General features: G+C 66.1%; 12 protein-coding genes and 1 pseudogene. 6 read left to right on the top strand and 7 right to left on the bottom strand.

Annotated features, from left to right (window positions below):
- Nucleotides 1-35: 35 nt before the first annotated feature.
- A pseudogene (locus tag HLG70_RS29705) lies at nucleotides 36-3,884 on the top strand (autotransporter outer membrane beta-barrel domain-containing protein).
- 6 nt (nucleotides 3,885-3,890) lie between these two features.
- Here the strand turns inward: HLG70_RS29705 and HLG70_RS26585 are convergent.
- From HLG70_RS26585 to HLG70_RS26560, 6 genes are all read right to left on the bottom strand, one after another.
- Complete coding sequence (locus tag HLG70_RS26585; protein ID WP_171664953.1) at nucleotides 3,891-4,085, bottom strand: heavy-metal-associated domain-containing protein; 195 nt, start codon at nucleotides 4,083-4,085, stop codon at nucleotides 3,891-3,893.
- Nucleotides 4,086-4,270: 185 nt separating this feature from the next.
- Nucleotides 4,271-5,296: a Bug family tripartite tricarboxylate transporter substrate binding protein gene (locus tag HLG70_RS26580; RefSeq protein ID WP_171664952.1), complete on the bottom strand. Its 1,026-nt coding sequence runs from the start codon at nucleotides 5,294-5,296 to the stop codon at nucleotides 4,271-4,273.
- A 55-nt stretch (nucleotides 5,297-5,351) separates the two neighbouring features.
- On the bottom strand, nucleotides 5,352-6,125 hold the full coding sequence (locus tag HLG70_RS26575) for an SDR family NAD(P)-dependent oxidoreductase (protein ID WP_171664951.1): 774 nt from the start codon (nucleotides 6,123-6,125) through the stop codon (nucleotides 5,352-5,354).
- The gene (locus HLG70_RS26570; RefSeq protein ID WP_171664950.1) at nucleotides 6,122-6,841 is read right to left on the bottom strand and encodes an SDR family NAD(P)-dependent oxidoreductase; all 720 of its coding nucleotides are present in this window, start codon (nucleotides 6,839-6,841) and stop codon (nucleotides 6,122-6,124) included. The genes HLG70_RS26575 and HLG70_RS26570 overlap by 4 nt, the downstream gene beginning before the upstream one ends.
- A gap of 8 nt (nucleotides 6,842-6,849) precedes the next feature.
- Nucleotides 6,850-7,746 (bottom strand): isocitrate lyase/PEP mutase family protein, encoded by an 897-nt coding sequence (locus tag HLG70_RS26565; protein WP_171664949.1) that lies wholly within the window; start codon nucleotides 7,744-7,746, stop codon nucleotides 6,850-6,852.
- 21 nt (nucleotides 7,747-7,767) lie between these two features.
- On the bottom strand, nucleotides 7,768-8,490 hold the full coding sequence (locus HLG70_RS26560) for a GntR family transcriptional regulator (protein ID WP_171664948.1): 723 nt from the start codon (nucleotides 8,488-8,490) through the stop codon (nucleotides 7,768-7,770).
- A gap of 296 nt (nucleotides 8,491-8,786) precedes the next feature.
- Between HLG70_RS26560 and acnA the strand changes: the two genes are divergently transcribed.
- Genes acnA through HLG70_RS26540 form a run of 4 tightly spaced genes read left to right on the top strand, consistent with a single transcriptional unit; the run spans nucleotide 8,787 to nucleotide 14,651 of the window.
- Nucleotides 8,787-11,486, top strand: a complete 2,700-nt coding sequence (gene acnA / locus HLG70_RS26555; RefSeq protein WP_171664947.1) for an aconitate hydratase AcnA — start codon at nucleotides 8,787-8,789, stop codon at nucleotides 11,484-11,486.
- Between the two features lie 30 nt (nucleotides 11,487-11,516).
- On the top strand, nucleotides 11,517-12,878 hold the full coding sequence (locus tag HLG70_RS26550; RefSeq protein WP_171664946.1) for a dihydroorotase: 1,362 nt from the start codon (nucleotides 11,517-11,519) through the stop codon (nucleotides 12,876-12,878).
- Nucleotides 12,879-12,907: 29 nt separating this feature from the next.
- The gene (locus tag HLG70_RS26545; RefSeq protein ID WP_171664945.1) at nucleotides 12,908-13,630 is read left to right on the top strand and encodes an isochorismatase family protein; all 723 of its coding nucleotides are present in this window, start codon (nucleotides 12,908-12,910) and stop codon (nucleotides 13,628-13,630) included.
- A 22-nt stretch (nucleotides 13,631-13,652) separates the two neighbouring features.
- Complete coding sequence (locus HLG70_RS26540; RefSeq protein WP_171664944.1) at nucleotides 13,653-14,651, top strand: CobW family GTP-binding protein; 999 nt, start codon at nucleotides 13,653-13,655, stop codon at nucleotides 14,649-14,651.
- 22 nt (nucleotides 14,652-14,673) lie between these two features.
- On the opposite strand, the gene HLG70_RS26535 is transcribed toward HLG70_RS26540, so the two are convergent.
- On the bottom strand, nucleotides 14,674-15,600 hold the full coding sequence (locus HLG70_RS26535; protein WP_171664943.1) for an aromatic alcohol reductase: 927 nt from the start codon (nucleotides 15,598-15,600) through the stop codon (nucleotides 14,674-14,676).
- A gap of 233 nt (nucleotides 15,601-15,833) precedes the next feature.
- On the opposite strand from HLG70_RS26535, the gene HLG70_RS26530 reads away from it, so the two are divergent.
- Nucleotides 15,834-16,733: a LysR family transcriptional regulator gene (locus HLG70_RS26530; protein ID WP_171664942.1), complete on the top strand. Its 900-nt coding sequence runs from the start codon at nucleotides 15,834-15,836 to the stop codon at nucleotides 16,731-16,733.
- Nucleotides 16,734-16,735: the final 2 nt, after the last annotated feature.

Below are 16,735 nucleotides of genomic sequence, written 5' to 3'. Positions count from 1 at the left end.
TTCAAGTGCTTTTTCCTGAAAAAGGTTGGTCTGCCATGACGCGTGCTGTCTCGATTCCAACTATCCCCCCCTCCGCACCAGTACAGACGGGCAGCATGCCGCTGCCCGTGGCTTTCGCCTGCCGGAGACGTTTGCGTGGGGCCCCGCCCCGCTTGTTACTTTTTTTTGTTTACCTATCCATGAAATCCTATCAACCTCTGGCGAAAAATTTGAAGCCGAGGGTAGTCTGGCTGGGCGTAAGCGCCAGCATCGTTTCGACGTTGGATCCCACGGGAGTATCAGTAGCATGGGCAGCGTGTGGTGCGAATGGCCCCGGCGCCATCGCCGGCCCGGTGCTTTGTCAGCCGGCAACGGGCGACGCCAATCTGTCGACCCAGCCCGGGACGACTATCACCGTGGGAGGCGAGCCAAACGTCTACGGCATACTCGTATCGCCCGGCGCCGCCGGCGGTAACGCGACCGTCGACATCCAGGGAACAACGATCCAGGTCGGGCCGGCTCCCGGCATAGGTCTATACGTCGATTACGGGGGAACGGGAGCCAGCAACCTGGCGGTCAACCTCTCGGGCACCAACACCATTTCGCTCAACTCGACTGCGGGTTCGCCGTCCACCAACCCGGTCGGCGTGCTTGTACGAAATACCGGAACCGGTTCCAGCAATATCACGGTTAACGGACAGCTCACCCTTACGAATCTCGCCACCGCAACCAACGCTGTTTTCGACGGCGGTCTCATGATCCGCGCCAGTAACAACGCGACCTCGGCGTCCATCGTTCACCAGGGAAGCGGCCGGATCGAAACCCATGGTGGCCCCGCTATCGGCATTTCCGCCCTTGGAACGTCGACCACCGCCAGCGTGGTCCTCGGGCAGAATGTGTCGCTCTATGTCGACAACACGGTGCCCGGCGCCTCGGTCAACCAGAATTCCGGCATTGCCACATCCACGGTCAATGGGCTCAACCATGTCGTGAGCGCTGCGTCCATTGAAACTCTCGGGTACACCGCTAGAGGCATCAAGGCCGACTCGACTGGAACCGGATCGGTAATTGTCGAACACACGGGTTCGATCCTGACGCATGGCGATGAGTCGCGCGGTATCAACGCGCTCTCCACGTCGGGCGACGTGCAGGTTTTCCAGCGGGGAACCATAGTCACCGAGGGACGGACGGCAAGCGGTGTAGACGCCACCTCCACGGCCGGCAATGTCACGGTGCAGAACTCCGCAAGCATCACCACCTCCGGAGACAACACGATCGGCGTTCTGGCCTGGACGCGTACCCTGGGCTCGACCAAAACCATCCAGATCGAAAACAATGGATCGGTGACCATCAAGGGGGCCGCGGATCAACGTGGCCTTTCCGCCGAGGGGACCGCCGGCCTGTCCAGGATCACCGGATCTGGCGATATCACCCTGACCAACGCCGGGACTCTGGCCACATCCGCCGGCATGCTTGCACGGACGGAAACCGGGCTTGCCCAGATCGATTACTCGGGCAGCGTCACGACTGCCCGCTCGATAGGATTGTTTTCGGTCGCCAATGCCGGTGGCGATATCGACATCAACTACAGCGGGCGCATCCAGACGTCCGGCGACAGTGCGCATGGAATCCGCGCGATCGCCCGCACCAACGCTCCGGGCAGCGGCGCGGGCCGTGCGCCCAAGACCGGCGGGATCGTCATCCGCAACCTGGGTCCCATCCTGACGCAGGGCAACGGCGCCAAGGGCATCTATGCGGAGAATTTTGGCAGCGGCGTCATCAGCATCGACAACCGCGGCGCGATCACGACCCAGGGGCTGAACGCCGATGGCATCTATGCCAACTCCAGTCTTATCGGCAATCCGGTCGCGTTCTCCCCTCCCGGTCCCTTGACCATCACTTCGTCGGGGAAAGTGACTGCGACGGGCAATGGCATCTACGCGATCAACGGAACCAAGGGCACGGACTTGAGCGTAACGGCAACCGCGGACATCACCGGTGGAAGCAATGGCATCTATGCGCGAAACGATGGCACTGGCGCAACACGAATTGCGGTGGGTAGCGGCAGCGTGGTCCAGGGAGGAACCGCGGCCATCGTCGCCGGTTCCGCGGGCCAGGCCTTCTCCATCTCAAATGCCGGGGCAATCCAAAATCTGAGCAACCAGTCGAATGCGCTTGCCATCCAGACCGAAAAAGTCGGGATCGGGGGAGCAGCAAGCGCTGCGGTCACGATCAGCAACGACGCGCTGATCACCGGTACGCTCGATCTTGGCGGCCCGGGTAACCGTCTCATGAACAATGCCCAGGGCATCTGGAATACGGCGGGCGGCACCAACGAGTTCGGCGCCGCGTCTGCCGGCAACAGCGTCGCCAATGCCGGCACCGTCATCGCGGCGAACGGCACGGCAGCCGATCCCGCGCAGGTGACGACTTTCAACAACCTCGACGCGTTCAGCAACGCGGGGACGCTGACCATGGCCAACGGTCGGGCCGGCGACACCACCGTCATCTCCGGCACCTACATCAGTGCGGGCGGCCAGCTGCTGCTCGACACCGTACTGGGCGACGATGCTTCGGCAACGGACAAGCTGGTTGCGGGCGGCGTGGCGCTGGGCGGCGGCGCAACCGCCATCCACGTCAACAATACCGGTGGACTCGGGGCATTGACTACCGGCAACGGTATCGAGCTGGTGCATGTGAATGGCGGCGCCGCGGCTTCGGCGCCGGGAGCTTTCGTGCTCAGCAATCGCGTCGCCGCCAGCGCCTACGAATATACCTTGCACCAGAACGGGATAGCCGGGGAGGACGGCAACTGGTATTTGCGCTCGACCCTGCCGGAAACGCCGCCCGAAGTCCCGCCCAAGCCGGAGGTGCCGAATTACCGGAGGGAAGTGCCGGTCGACATGGTGGCTCCGGCCTTGGCGAGTCGCTTAGGCTTGGCAATGCTGGGGACCTGCGATGACCGCGTAGCGGCCTCCTTCGTTGGCTCCAAGACCGCAGCCTGCGGCGATGTCGTGCCCGGCAAAGCCGTGTGGGGCCGGCTGTTTGGAGAAACCGGCGACGTCGGCTTCAGCGGCCGGGGGACCACGGGGCGGGTATCCAGTTTCGAAAGCCACGGCCCGTCCTACGACTTCAACCTGGGCGGTTTTCAGACCGGTGTGGATCTTTGGAGCAAGGCTACCGATGGTGGCTCGCGCAACATCGCCGGGCTGTATTTCGGGGCCGGCAGCATCGATGCAACCGTCGATCTGGCGCAAGGCGGCGGGACAGCCGGCAAGACCTCCATGAATGGCTACTCATTGGGTGGCTACTGGACGCACAAGAATGCGGACGGCTGGTATCTGGATTCGGTGCTCCAGGGCACCCGGTATGACAACGTCAGGGCCAGTTCGCGCAGCCCGGAGGGGCAAACCCTCAAAACCAATGGCTGGGGCTGGGCCGCGTCGATTGAGGCGGGTCATTCCCTTTTGCTCAGCGATGACGGCTGAACGCTCGTGCCTCAAGCGCAACTAATCTATCAGCGCATTTCGCTGGACGGCGGGCGCCGTGACGCCTTTGGCACCATCGACTTCAAGGACAGCGATGCCGTCTATGGGCGGCTTGGCGCACGCCTGAACAAAGACTGGCAAGGGACCAATGGCCAGGCCGTCAGCACTTGGGCCAAGGCCAATCTGTGGCACGGGTTCGGGGCCAAGGCCACCACGACATTTGCCAATCAAGACGGCAGCCAGGCGGTGGGGCTCGAGACGGACCTGGGCGGAACCTGGGCTCAGCTCGGGCTCGGTGTCTCGGGCCGCCTTTCCGAGCGCGTCTCGGTGTCTGCCTCCGCCAATTACAACGTCGCCCTCGACCAGGGCCGGGGCTCCAGCGTTTCAGGACAAATAGGCATGAACATCAGGTGGTGAGGCGCGCTACTGCCTGTCCGGGTAGCCGGCCTCGCTTAGCGCCGCGGCAAAAGCGCTCTCGTCCAGAGCGCTGTCGACCTGGACTTCGCGCGCGGGCACATCGGTCTCGATGCGGGCTTGCGGGTCGACGCCAAGCAGCGCCTTTGTGACGGACTGGGCGCAACCGCCGCAGGTCATGTTGGGGATGTAGAAACGAAGCATCTTGATCTCCTGGTTGCTTACTGTGTCCGCCCAATATGGGGTGTGACAGAGTGGGAAGGTCAAGCGCTCTTCAGCGATATTTTCGCTTCGGCTTCAGCGGCGAAATTCTTGTCCGCGCTATCCGGCTGAACCTGCAGCCGGATAGCGCCAGCCCCGCGCTCGCGGGGCTGGCGCGGCGCTGCCGCTTAGTCGATGCGGGCGCCGGAGATCTTCACGGCCTCGGCCCACTTCGCGATTTCCTTCTGCACGAAGGCCTGGAACTGCTCAGGCGTCGAGGGCGTGAACTCGCTGCCGGCGGCGATCATCTTTTCTTTCGCCTTCGGGTCGGCCATGACTTCACGCATGTCCGCCGAGATCTTGTCCACCAGCGGCTTGGGCGTGCCCTTGGGCGCGAAGAAGCCGGACCAGGGCGGCGCCGCGTAGCCGGTGAAGCCCTGTTCGGCCACCGTGGCGTAGTCGGGCGCGCTGGCAAAGCGATCCGCCGTGGTCAGCGCGACGATCTTCAGCTTGCCGCTCTTCGCATAGGCTTGCACGGCGGGCAGGCCCGTGATGCCTACCTGGATCTGGCCGCCCAGCAGGTCGGTCACCATCGGCGAACTGCCGCGGTACGGAATATGCGCAAGCTCGAACTTGCCCTGGTTCTTGATCAGCTCCATGCCCAGGTGGGAAGCGGTGCCGTTGCCGTCGGAACCATACGAGTAGTGCGCATCGGGCTTCTTCAGCAGCGCGATGAGTTCCTGCAGATTGCTGGCCGGCACGTCATTGTTGACGACGATGGCGTTGGGATAGAGCGTGGCTTGCGTGACGGCCTCGAAATCCTTGACCGGGTCATAGCGCATGTTCTTGTAGAGCGAGGTGTTGATGCCGTGCGAGCCCGTCACCCCCAGCACCAGGGTGTAGCCATCGGGCGCGGCGCGCGCCACATATTCCGAACCGACGTTGCCGCCCGCGCCCGGCTTGTTCTCGACGACGACCGCCTGGCCCCATTTCTTGGACAGCCCTTCCGCCACCAGGCGCGCGGTGATGTCGGTGGCGCCACCGGCCGGGAACGGCACCACGATGGTGACGGCGCGAGTGGGGAAGTTGTCGGTGCCCTGCGCAAAGGCCGGCGCGGCAACCAGTCCGGCAGCGCCGGCAAGGATAGCCAGCACGCTGAGAACTTTGCGGCGCGGCATGCGCCCGTTGGATGCGGAGGTAGTCGAGTACGTCATGTTTCAAGCCCCTTGTTATGTGGTGTAAGCACTGCGTGAAGAAACAGCGGCCGCGCTACTGCGCGGTGTATCCGCCGTCGGCACGAATGTCCGTGCCCGTGATGAACGAGGCGGCCTCGCTGATCAGGAAAACTGCCGTCCGCGCGACTTCCTCGGCGGTGCCGAGACGCCCGGCCGGATATTTGGCGGCCAGCGCGTCGCAGGCAGCCTGCGCGCTGCCGTAGCGATCAACCAGCCGGCTGGTCAACACCGCGCCGGGAGACAGGCTCAAGCCGCGGATTCCGTCCCTTGCGTGGTCCACGGCGATGGCGCGGGCCAGCGCGATCAGACCCGCCTTGCTGGCGCCGTAAGCGCCGCGGCCCGGAGCCGCCACGCTGCCCAACTGCGACGCGATATTGAGCACCACGCCGCCGCCTGCGCGCACCATGTGCGGGATGGCCCATTTGCTCATCAGCCAGGCACCGGTCAGGTTCACATCCAGGGCCTGGCGCCATTGCTCGGGCGCCAGGTCGGCGACCTTGGCGCCCGGCGTGACCACGGCGGCGTTGTTCACCAACGCGTAGATCTCGCCCCAATGCGCGGCCACCTGCTCCACGGCGGCCCGGGTGGCGCCGGCGTCGGTCACGTCGCAACTAAGGGCCAGGATGCGGGATTCTTCGGCGGACAGCGCCCGGCGGCATTGCGCCAGCATGCCGGCATCCCGATCCAGCAAGGCCACTCGCGCGCCCGCAAGCAGACAGTGCGCGGCGATTGCCTGGCCCAGCCCGCCGGCGGCGCCGGTCACGATCACAATCTTCCCGTCCAGCACGGGCGCGTCCGCCGTCGTCATAGCGCCATCGCTCCCAATGAGGCTCCGCCACACACGTAAAGCGTCTGCCCCGTGATGGCTCCCGCCTCTTCGCCCAGGAAGAAGGCGATGGCCGCGGCGACCTCGCCCGCCTCGATCAGGCGGCCCAGCGGCAGATCCACCTGCGCCGCGGCGCCGCGCTTCGGATCATTCAGCATGGGCGTGTCGACCGCGCCCGGCGCGATGACATTGACAGTAATTCCCCGGCCGATGAGTTCAGCGGCAAGACTGCGCGCCAGGCCGATTTGCGCGGATTTCGTGGCGGCGTAGGCCAGGCGGTGCGCGCGGCCCAGCACGGCGCGGCTGGACACCAGCACGATGCGGCCACGGCCATCGGGCAGTTGGGGCGCCAATGCCCGAACCAGCGCCATGGGGGCCGCGCCGTGCAGCCGCCAGAGCAAATCCGCGTCTTCCGGCCGCGTGTCCTGCGCCCCGCCCGTGCGCACCAGGCCCGCGCAATGCACCAGCGCGGTCGGGCCGCAGCCGGCCAGGTCCGCGCACAAGGCCTGCACGGCGCCGGCGTCGGCCAGGTCGCAAACCAGGTGGCGGTACTGCCCGCTGTTCTTGACGGCGGCGGGCGCGATATCCACGCCCGTCACCCGCCAGCCGGCCGACAGCAAGCGCTCGGCCAACGCCAGGCCGATGCCGGAGGCCGCGCCTGTCAGGACGCAATGCGCCGACGCGTTACGCTCGATCATGGCGGTACTCAGGCGTCCAGCGTCGTCAGGCGCTTTTCCATTTCGCGCATCTGCTCGTAGCCCATCAGTTGCATGATGTCTTCGATGCCAACCAGGAGGTCAGGACGGTCCGCCGGTACGCCACTGGCGATCACGCCCTGCATGACTTGCAGCGCCTGACGCATGCCATAAATGGCGGCAGCGGGCAGCATGCGCGGCAGACTGATGCGCTTGACGCCGATTTCCTTCAGGCGCGGCAGCGGAATCAGCGGCGTGGTGGGACGGTTGCGGATGCCGAATCCCATATTGATGCTGACGGGGATGCCCGCGGCGTCCACCAGGCGCTTGATATCGTCCTCCGTGCGCACGGCGTCCGGAAACAGCATGTCCGCGCCTGCCCGTGCGTACGCGCGGGCGCGCTTGACCGCGCCTTCAATGCCTTCAATGGCAAGGGAGTCGGTGCGGGCGATGATGACGAAGTCGTCGTCGCGCCGCGCCAGGCAGGCCGCCTCGATCTTCTTGACCATCTCGGCCTCGCTGATCACATCCTTGCCTGGCATGTGGCCGCAGCGCTTGGGACTGACCTGGTCTTCCAGGTTGATGCCGGCGACGCCGGCTTCCTCGAACATCTGGACGGTGTGATAGACATTTACCGGATTGCCGTAGCCGGTGTCCGCGTCGGCCGTGAGCGGGATGGAGACGGACCTGGCCAGGTGGCGGCAGTGGGTCACGTTTTCGGCCAGGCCCATCACGCCGATATCGGCGATGCCCAGCAGCGCGTTCGACACGGCCGCGCCGCTGGTGCAGGCGGTCTTGAAACCGGCGGCTTCAACCAGGCGGATGCTGTATCCATCGTAGACACCGGGGGACACGATGAAGGGTTCGTTCTTCAGCAATTGCCGAAACTGGTTGCGCGGGTTGTTCATGTCGTGCTGCTCCAAAGGGCGTTATGCGGCCGAGACGGGGTGCCCGGCGATGCCGGACGCCCCTTCCGCCAGGTGTTCAAACAGGTGTTGCGCCGCGCGTTCGATGTGCGAGCGCATGAGCGACTCCGCCAGCTCGGCGTCGCGCGCGCGGATGGCGCGCAGGATCTGCCAGTGCTCGGCGTAGGCGTCGTCCTTGCGTTCCAGCACGGTGCCGGAGTGCCGGCGGTAGACGCGCAGCAGGTGATAAAGGTCGCCGCACAGGGCGTTGATGATGCGGGTGTTGCCGCTGGCCAGCACGATGCGCTCGTGGAAGTCGAAAACGCGAGGGGCCGGCGCGCCGCCATTGGCGGCCTCCAGGCGGCGCTGGCGGTCCTGCTCCAGTTCGACCAGCAGTTGCGCGATCTCTTCGTCGCGCATGCGGCGGGTGGCCAGGTTGCAGGCCACGCCTTCCAGCGCCATGCGCATCTGAAAGAGTTCCAGCGCGGACTCCGCCGACAGCGTCACCACGCGCGCCTTGATGTAAGGCTCGCGCGTGACCAGTTGAATGCCTTGCAAGCGGCGCACGGCCTCGCGCACCGGACCACGGCTGACGCCGAACTCCTGTGCCAGCGCGACTTCATTGATGACGCTGCCCGGCGCAAGCCGGCCTTGGTAGATCGCGTCCAGCACCTGGTCGAACACCACGTCGGCCAGCGGGCCGGAGGCGTCTTCCTTGGTGGCGATGGAGGGCGTCGAAATGCTCATAGTGTTAACAGCCTATCAAATGGATCTTTAAAGTGTCAACTCTTTTGGAGATGACTCTGTTGTCATTCAGCGGCCTGATCGCTGTGTCATCAGTCGGTATTTCAGCATTTTACCTGCATTATTCCAGGGTTATCCCTAGGATGAAACGACCAACCATCTATCTACACTTGATAGAACGAAGTAGAAACTGTATGTGATGGATGAACGCCGATTCGTCAAATCGCCAATAGTGTTGACACTATTGTTTTGAAGGCCGTAACATTGCCCCAGTTGAGATTCTCCCGATTACCGCTGCCATGATCCAGTCTTTCCCCTGTCGCGGCACAGCGCTGCGCTACGCGGACCTGTCCGCCGCCGCCCGGGCCGAAGGCCGCGACATCCAGGCGTATCCCTATGTCATCCGAGTGCTGCTGGAGAACCTCCTGCGGCACCGCGCCTGGGGCGCCGCCGTTTCCGAAGAGGAAATCGGCCGGCTGTGGGACTGGCGGCGGCACCCCGGGGCGGATCTGCCCTTGCACGTGGCGCGGGTGATCCTGCCCGATTCCAGCGGCCTGCCGGTGCTGCAGGACCTGGCCGCCTTGCGCGACGCCGTGGCCCAGGCGGGCGGCGACGCCGCGCAGGTCGACACGCGGATTCCCGTGGACCTGATCGTGGACCATTCCCTGCAGGTCGATTATTGGGGCGACACGGGGGCCGTGCAGCGCAACCTGCGCCGCGAGTTCGAACGCAACGACGAGCGCTACCGGTTCCTGAAGTGGGCGCAGCAGGCCTACAAGGGATTGCGCGTCATCACGCCAGGCATCGGGATCATCCATCAGGTCAATCTGGAATACCTGGCGCCGATCGTTGTCCGGCAGCCCCGGCCGGACGGCGACTGGGCCTACCCCGATTTCGTGATCGGCGGCGATTCCCATACGCCCATGGTCAACGCGCTCGGCGTGCTGGGCTGGGGCGTGGGCGGCATCGACGCCGAAGCGGCGCTGCTGGGCCATGCCTATACCTTTCCCATACCCGAGGTCGTCGGCGTGCGGCTGCACGGCGCCATCGAGGCGCCCGCCCTCACCACCGACGCCGCGCTGCTGGTCACGCAGCAGCTGCGCGCCGCGGGCGTGGTGGGCAGCATGGTCGAGTTCTTCGGACCGGCGGTGGCGGCCCTCGGCGTGCCGGAGCGCGCCACCATCGCCAACATGGCGCCCGAATACGGCGCCACCTGCGGCTTTTTCCCGATCGACGCGCGCACGCTGGACTACGCCCGCATGACCGGCCGCGACGATGAGCAACTGGCGCTGATCGAAGCCTATGCGCGCGTCAACCTGCTGTGGCGCGATGCCGGGCAGGCCGCGCCCGACTATAGCCGCGTGATCGATATCGACCTGTCGGCGGCGCGTCCCAGCGTCGCCGGCCCGCGCCGCCCGCAAGACCGCATGGACGCCACCGATGTGGCCGCCGACTTCCGTCGCCGCCTGAGCGCCCCGCTGTCGGAAGGCGGATTCGATGTGGCCACGGCCGCCGCCGCAGCGCACCCGCCCGGCCGCGACGCCGTCGGCCATGGCTCCGTGGCGCTGGCCGCCATTACTTCCTGCACCAACACGTCCAACCCCAGCGTCATGATGGCCGCCGGCCTGATCGCGCAGAAGGCGCTGGCGCGCGGCCTGATGCCGCCTGCCTGGGTCAAGCGTTCGCTGGCGCCGGGCTCGCGCGCCGTGACCCGCTACCTGGAGTCCGCCGGCCTCCTGACGGCCCTGCAGGCGCAGGGCTTTCACGTGATCGGCTACGGCTGCACGACCTGCGGCGGCAAATCAGGCCCGCTGGACTCCGAAGTGGCCGACGCCATCACCGAAGGCGGCCTGGTGGCGGCCGCGGTGCTGTCGGGCAACCGGAATTTCGAAGGGCGCATCCACAAGCTGCTGCGCGCCAACTACATCGGATCGCCCGCGATGGTGGTGCTCTATGCGCTGGCTGGCCGCATCGATGTGGATTTCGAACACGAGCCGCTGGGGCCGGGCACCGATGGCGCGCCCGTCTATCTGCGCGATGTCTGGCCCAGCCAGGAAGAGATCGCCGCCCTGCTGCCGCTGGCCTCGGACCCCGCGCTGTTTGCCGAGGTCTACGACCCGGCCAACCTGGACAGCGCGATCTGGCGAGACCTGCCCGCCCCCGCCGGCTTGCACTTTCCGTGGGACCCGGATTCGCAATATCTGGTGGAACCGCCGTTCTTCAAGGCCGAACCGGGCCGCGACGCGCTGGCCGACCTGGCCGCTGGCCTGGCGCGCGGGCGCGTGCTGGCGGCGTTCGGCGATTCGCTCACCACCGACCATATTTCTCCCAGCGGCGAGATCCCCGCCGACACGCCCGCGGGGCTGTACCTGATCGACAAGGGCGTGGCGCCGCGCGATTTCAACACCTATGTGGCGCGCCGCTGCAATCATCATGTCATGACGCGCGCCACCTTCGCCAACATCCGCATCAAGAACGCCCTGGTGCCCGGCGTCGAAGGCGGCGTGACCCGCCACTACCCCAGCGGCCAGTTCATGCCGGTGGTCGAGGCCGCGGCGGCCTACCGCGATGCGGGCGAGGCCTGCGTCATCCTGGGCGGCAAAGACTATGGCATGGGCAGCAGCCGGGATTGGGCCGCGAAGGGTTCCGCGCTGCTGGGCGTGCGCGCGGTAATCGCGGAATCCTTCGAGCGCATCCACCGCGCCAATCTGGTGGGCATGGGCGTGCTGCCGCTGGCGTTTGCGCCCGGCCAGGGCTGGCGCCAGCTGGGTCTGACCGGCGCGGAGACACTGCGCTTCGAGAATGTGGCGGACGGCGTGCTCAAGGGCGAGCCCATCGACGTGATCGCCGAGGACGGCGAACGCCGCATCCGCTTCCAGACCTATGCCCAGGTGCTCACGCACGCCGAACGCAAGCTCATGGCGGAGGGCGGGATTCCCGCCAGCGTCCTCAATGCCTTCTTGACCGACACGGCGGCCGCGGACACGGCCCACTGCTGACAACGCGCATCACTCAGGAAACACGACATCATGCTGGATCTTCTACTGACCAATGCAAGACTGCTGCTGCCGCAGCAGGGCCTGACCGAAGGCGTTCTGGGCGTCATCGACGGCCGCATCGCCATCATCGCCGAGCCCGGCACGCCGCTGGAAGCCCGCGAAACCATCGACTGCCAGGGGCTGTGGGTACTGCCCGGCCTGATCGACCCCCACGTGCACTTCGGCTTCGGTTCGCCGGAGACCGACTTCGAGACCGAGTCGCGCTTTGCGGCGCTGGGCGGCACCACCACCGTGCTGTCGTTTCACCGCTCCGCGGACATCCGCGAGTCATTTGAGAAGGTACGCGACCGCGCCTTGTCGCAAAGCTGCGTGGACTTCGGCTTCCATTTCGGCATCACCAGCAACCTGCATGTGGAAACGCTTGAGGAAATATCGCGCCGTTTCGGCGTGTCCTCCTACAAGCTCTACATGATGTACAAGGGCGCCGCGGGCCTGTCCAAGGGCTTTACCGACATCGACGACGGCCTGCTGTATTCGGCCTTGCGCGCCACCGCCGCCATTCCGGGCGCGATCATGGGCGTGCACTGCGAGAACGTCGAAGTCATCCCCGTCCTGAGAGACCCCTTGCGCGCCGCCGGACGCGACGATCTGAAGGCCTGGAACGAGCAGAGCCCGGACTTCCTGGAGGCCGAAAACGTGCACCGCGTGTGCTACTTCGCGGCCAAGACCGGCGCCGCGGTCAATATCGTCCACCTGAGCAGCCGCGAAGCGCTGGACGAGGCGCGGCGCCACCGGCGCACGCCCGACGCGCCGCCCATCTACGTCGAGACCTGCCCGCACTACCTGTTCCTGAACGACGAGTCGCCCGCCGGCACCTATGCCAAGGTCAACCCGCCGGTGCGTGGGCAATGCGATGTGGACGCCATGTGGGAAGGCGTGCTGGACGGCTCCATCACCACCATCGGCACCGACCACGTGCCGCGCAAGCGCGCCACCAAGGATACGGACATCTGGGCCGCCAGCAACGGATTTCCGGGCACCGGCCTGATGCTGCCCATCCTGCTGCACGAAGGTTATCACCGCCGTGGCGTGCCGCTGGAGACCCTGATGAAGGTCTGCGCGGAGAACTCCGCCCGCATCTATCGCATGCCGGGCAAGGGCAGCATCGAGATCGGCAAGGACGCGGACCTGGTGCTGGTGGACCCCGACCTGCAACGCACCGTCGATCCCGCGACCCTGGAATCGAACTCCGATTATTCGCCCTACGAGGGCATGACCCTGAAGGGCTGGCCCGTGCGCACCCTGGTGCGCGGGCGCACCGTCGCGCAGGACGGCCGCATCACCGACGCGGCCCGGGCCAACCCGGGCGGCCGCTATCTCAAGCGTCTTTGAACTACATTTCCTTTTTGGCGGACACCACCATGAGCGACACCAAGCGAATCTGGGACGACTTCCTCACCGAACGCGACAAGCAAGTGCTGGCCCAGGCCGGCTACGGCAAGCGCGGCGGCTTCGGCAAGCGCCCCGCGCTTTTCATCATCGACGTGCAGTACAACTTCTGCGGCGATACGCCCCAGGACATCCTGGAAGGCCTGAAGCAATACCGCACCCACTGCGGCCGCGAGGCCTGGGACGCGGTCGCGCACATCGTGCCGCTGCTTGAACTGGCGCGGGACAAGAACATTCCCGTCTTCTATACCGAAAGCGGCCGGCGCGCGGACTTGCTGGACAGCGGGGTGCAGGTGGGCAAGAACCATCGCGGCGGCGAAAAAACCGTGCTGGCCGATACCCATGCCACGCAGACCGTGGAGCCGCTGGCCCCGCGTCCGCAAGATATCCGCATCACCAAGCAGAAGCCTTCCTGCTTCTTCGGCACCATCTTCATGAGCCACCTGAACTTCCTGGACGTGGATACGCTGATCCTGGTGGGCTGCACCTCCTCGGGATGCCTGCGCGCCACGACGGTGGACGCCTATTCGTACAACTTCAAGGTCATCATTCCCGAAGAAGCGGCGTTCGACCGCTTCCAGGCCAGCCATGCCATGAGCCTGTTCGACCTGAATTGCAAGTACGCCGACGTGATCCCGTCGCGCGAAGTGCAGGACTACCTGCGCGAGCTGCCCGCTCCCGCGGCCCAGGCCTGAACCAGGGCAGGATGCTGACGCCATGCCCGTGACCGCCGGACCGCTACCCGTCTACCTCCTGACCGGCTTCCTGGGCAGTGGCAAGACCACGCTGTTGTCCCGCCTGGTGCGCAGCCCGCGCTTTGCCGACACGGCGGTGGTCATCAACGAGTTCGGCGAGATCGGGCTGGACCACATGCTGGTCGGCAAGGCGGACGATACCGACGTGGTGCTGCTGGATTCCGGCTGCCTGTGCTGCGCGGCCACCAGTTCGCTGCAAGATACGCTGGAATCGCTGTACTACCGGCGCCAGCGCGGGGAAATTCCCGCCTTTACGCGAGTGGTGGTGGAAACCTCCGGCCTGGCTGATCCTTGTCCCGTCATCAACACGCTGGCGGCCGATCCCCTGATCGCCCGCCATTACCGCTTTGGCGGCGTGGTTGCGACGGCGGACGCCCTGCATGGGGCGGCCACGCTCGACGCCTATCGCGAAGCCAGCACCCAGATCGCGATCGCCGACCGCATCGCGCTGACCAAGACCGATCTGGCCGAGGACAGCGCGGTCCAGGCCCTACGGACCACGCTGCGGCAGTACAACGCCAGTGCGCCGATCCGCCCGGTATCGCCGGATACGGTGGACGAGGACGCGCCTGCGTTGTTCGACGGCTTGCGCCCCGAGCATCTGGACGCGGCCGCGCTGACGGCGGCGCGCCCGGCCGCCGCGGGTCCGCTGGCGCACGTATTGCGCTACGGCATCGTGTCGTATGCATTCCGGCAGCATGCGCCGGTGAGCTGGGAGGCCTACGCAAGCTGGACCCGGCATATGCAGCGCCATGTCGGCGAACGCCTCCTGCGGGCCAAGGGCCTGCTGCATTGGTCGGACGGAAGCCTGCGCGCGGTGCATGGCGTGCGGCATGTCTTTGCCACGCCCGAGCCTGTATCCCTGCCGGAAGGCACGGTCCAGCCCGGCGCCATGGTCCTGATCGTGCAGGATATGTCAGCCGAGGAAGTCGAGCAGGCGCTGCGGCCGCTGGGCATGTGAAGGAATCGCGTACCGGCCTGCCCTAGCGCAACGCCGGATGCTCGCGCAGCCATTGCTCCAGCCCGCAGACGGCGATGCCGTGCCGGGCATTGAACGTTTCCGTCATGTCCCAGGCCACCCCGCGCCCCTCGGCGAATACCGCGCGGTACTTGCGCAACGCGTTTTCCGGATCGGCGTCCAGCTGGCGCTTCAGTTCCGGCACCGTCCATTCATGGCGATGGACCGTGACGCCACGCGTGCGGTCCAGGGTATCGGCCAGCTCTCGGTAGGTGACGGTATCGCCGGCGACATGCACCGCAAGGTTTGCGATGCGCGGCTCCGCAAACAGGATCTCTGCCGTCAGCGCGCCGATATCCTCGGCCGTCGTGATGGTGACAGCCGTATCCCAACTGCCCAGCGCGTTCACGGTATTGGCCGCCAGGTCCACCACGCCAAAGGCCGGTTCGAACAGGAAGCTGGTGAACATCCCGGTCGAGACTATGACCCATTCGGTACCCTGCTGCGCGCGCAGCATATCGCGCACATCCAGTTGTTCGTCGAACAGGTCCTGCGGACTGCCCCGGCCGATGACGTCGTAGTCCACACCGAATTGCCAGGGAACAAAGCGCTTGACGCCGCCATCCAGGGCGGCGCGCGCGATCTTGCGCTGCACGCCCGGACCGCCGACGAATCCCGTGCACGAGATCACCGTGCCATAGCGGCCGAACGTGGCGGCGAGTTCGGCGCCGGACTGCGCGACCAGGTCACCCTCCACGATTTCAATGCCCAAGGCACGCAGATCGGCCAGGTCTTGCCGCTTCGCCGGGTCGGCGGAGGCGACGGTGGACGGACGCAACAGGACCGAGAGGGAAACGCCGGCGTCGCGTTCTGCGTGCGACGCCAGATGGCGCAGCACGGCCATGCCGAGTTGGCCCGCGCCCAGGACCAGAATGGCGTTGTCGTTGATCATAAAGAACCCCGCTAGGAAATGGATGTTTGAAACATGGGCCACTGCGCGACGCGACGGCGCTGCGCAAGCCCGCGGCCCGGAAGTGGCTTTCAGTGTAGGAGCGCGCAACCCGCCCATTGTTCGCCGCGCTTGAATACACAACGCGCAGGCAGCGGATGCGCCGGATCGCCCGCATTGCTAACATCGAGACCTCCCGCCGCATCCGGCGCACGCAATATCGGCAGGCACGGCTCATGGACAAACTTCAGGCGATGGCCACCTTCGTACGGGTCGTGCAGGCGCGCAGCTTCAGCAAGGCGGCGCAATCCCTGGCGATGCCGCGCTCGTCGGTCACCACGACGATCAAGAACCTGGAAGCCCACCTGGGCACGCCGCTGCTTCGCCGCAGCACCCGCAGCCTCAGTCTGACCGACGCGGGCGCGCGCTACCTGGCGGCATGCCAGGCCATCCTGGCCGATATCGCCGACGCGGAAAGCGACGTTTCCGCGACGATCCAGGTGCCGCGAGGGCGAGTCCGCGTGGACATGCCGGGCACCATCGGACGGGCTATCGTGGTGCCGCGGCTGCTCGAATTCGAGGCCCGCTATCCGGACATCGAAGTGGTGCTGGGCCTGAGCGACCGGCCGGCGGACCTGATTTACGAGGGCATAGACTGCGCGATCCGCAGCGGCACGCTGGCGGACTCGACGCTGGTGGCGCGCAAGCTCGGCCAGCTGACCTGGCTGACCTGCGCGTCGCCCAAATACCTGGCCCGGTTCGGCGAGCCGGATTCCGTGGCCGCCCTGGAGGCGCACCGGGTGGTCAACTATCTGTCCAACGCCACCGGCCGGCCACTGGACTGGCGGTTCAGTGTCGATGGCGAATCCGTGGCGGTGGCCCTGCCCGGCCGCTACGCCGTCAACGAAACCGAGGCCTATCTGCACTGCGGCCTGGAGGGGCTGGGCCTTATCCAGCTGTCCGAACTGGCCGCGTCCGTCTACCTGCGCAGCGGACGCCTGCTCGAAGTGCTCGCGGACTTCCGCTGCGCCCCGGTGCCGATCTCCATCGTCTATCCGCAGGCCCGCGCCACGGCGGCGGTCAAGACCTTCGTCGAATGGGTCATCGAGATCGCGCGGCCCGAACTGGCGCAATGAAG

The organism is Achromobacter deleyi, from assembly GCF_013116765.2.
In the GTDB taxonomy this organism is placed as follows: Bacteria; Pseudomonadota; Gammaproteobacteria; order Burkholderiales; family Burkholderiaceae_B; genus Achromobacter; species Achromobacter deleyi_A.
Note: the sequence above shows the minus strand (reverse complement) of the source record. Positions and strands in the feature narration are given on the sequence as shown.

Excerpts from the sequence above, each read along its gene's own strand:
- HLG70_RS26585 (WP_171664953.1), bottom strand. The coding sequence starts at position 4,085 with ATGCTTCGTTTCTACATCCCCAACATGACCTGCGGCGGTTGCGCCCAG.
- HLG70_RS26580 (WP_171664952.1), bottom strand. The coding sequence starts at position 5,296 with ATGACGTACTCGACTACCTCCGCATCCAACGGGCGCATGCCGCGCCGC.
- HLG70_RS26575 (WP_171664951.1), bottom strand. The coding sequence starts at position 6,125 with ATGACGACGGCGGACGCGCCCGTGCTGGACGGGAAGATTGTGATCGTG.
- HLG70_RS26570 (WP_171664950.1), bottom strand. The coding sequence starts at position 6,841 with ATGATCGAGCGTAACGCGTCGGCGCATTGCGTCCTGACAGGCGCGGCC.
- HLG70_RS26565 (WP_171664949.1), bottom strand. The coding sequence starts at position 7,746 with ATGAACAACCCGCGCAACCAGTTTCGGCAATTGCTGAAGAACGAACCC.
- HLG70_RS26560 (WP_171664948.1), bottom strand. The coding sequence starts at position 8,490 with ATGAGCATTTCGACGCCCTCCATCGCCACCAAGGAAGACGCCTCCGGC.
- acnA (WP_171664947.1), top strand. The coding sequence starts at position 8,787 with ATGATCCAGTCTTTCCCCTGTCGCGGCACAGCGCTGCGCTACGCGGAC.
- HLG70_RS26550 (WP_171664946.1), top strand. The coding sequence starts at position 11,517 with ATGCTGGATCTTCTACTGACCAATGCAAGACTGCTGCTGCCGCAGCAG.
- HLG70_RS26545 (WP_171664945.1), top strand. The coding sequence starts at position 12,908 with ATGAGCGACACCAAGCGAATCTGGGACGACTTCCTCACCGAACGCGAC.
- HLG70_RS26540 (WP_171664944.1), top strand. The coding sequence starts at position 13,653 with ATGCCCGTGACCGCCGGACCGCTACCCGTCTACCTCCTGACCGGCTTC.
- HLG70_RS26535 (WP_171664943.1), bottom strand. The coding sequence starts at position 15,600 with ATGATCAACGACAACGCCATTCTGGTCCTGGGCGCGGGCCAACTCGGC.
- HLG70_RS26530 (WP_171664942.1), top strand. The coding sequence starts at position 15,834 with ATGGACAAACTTCAGGCGATGGCCACCTTCGTACGGGTCGTGCAGGCG.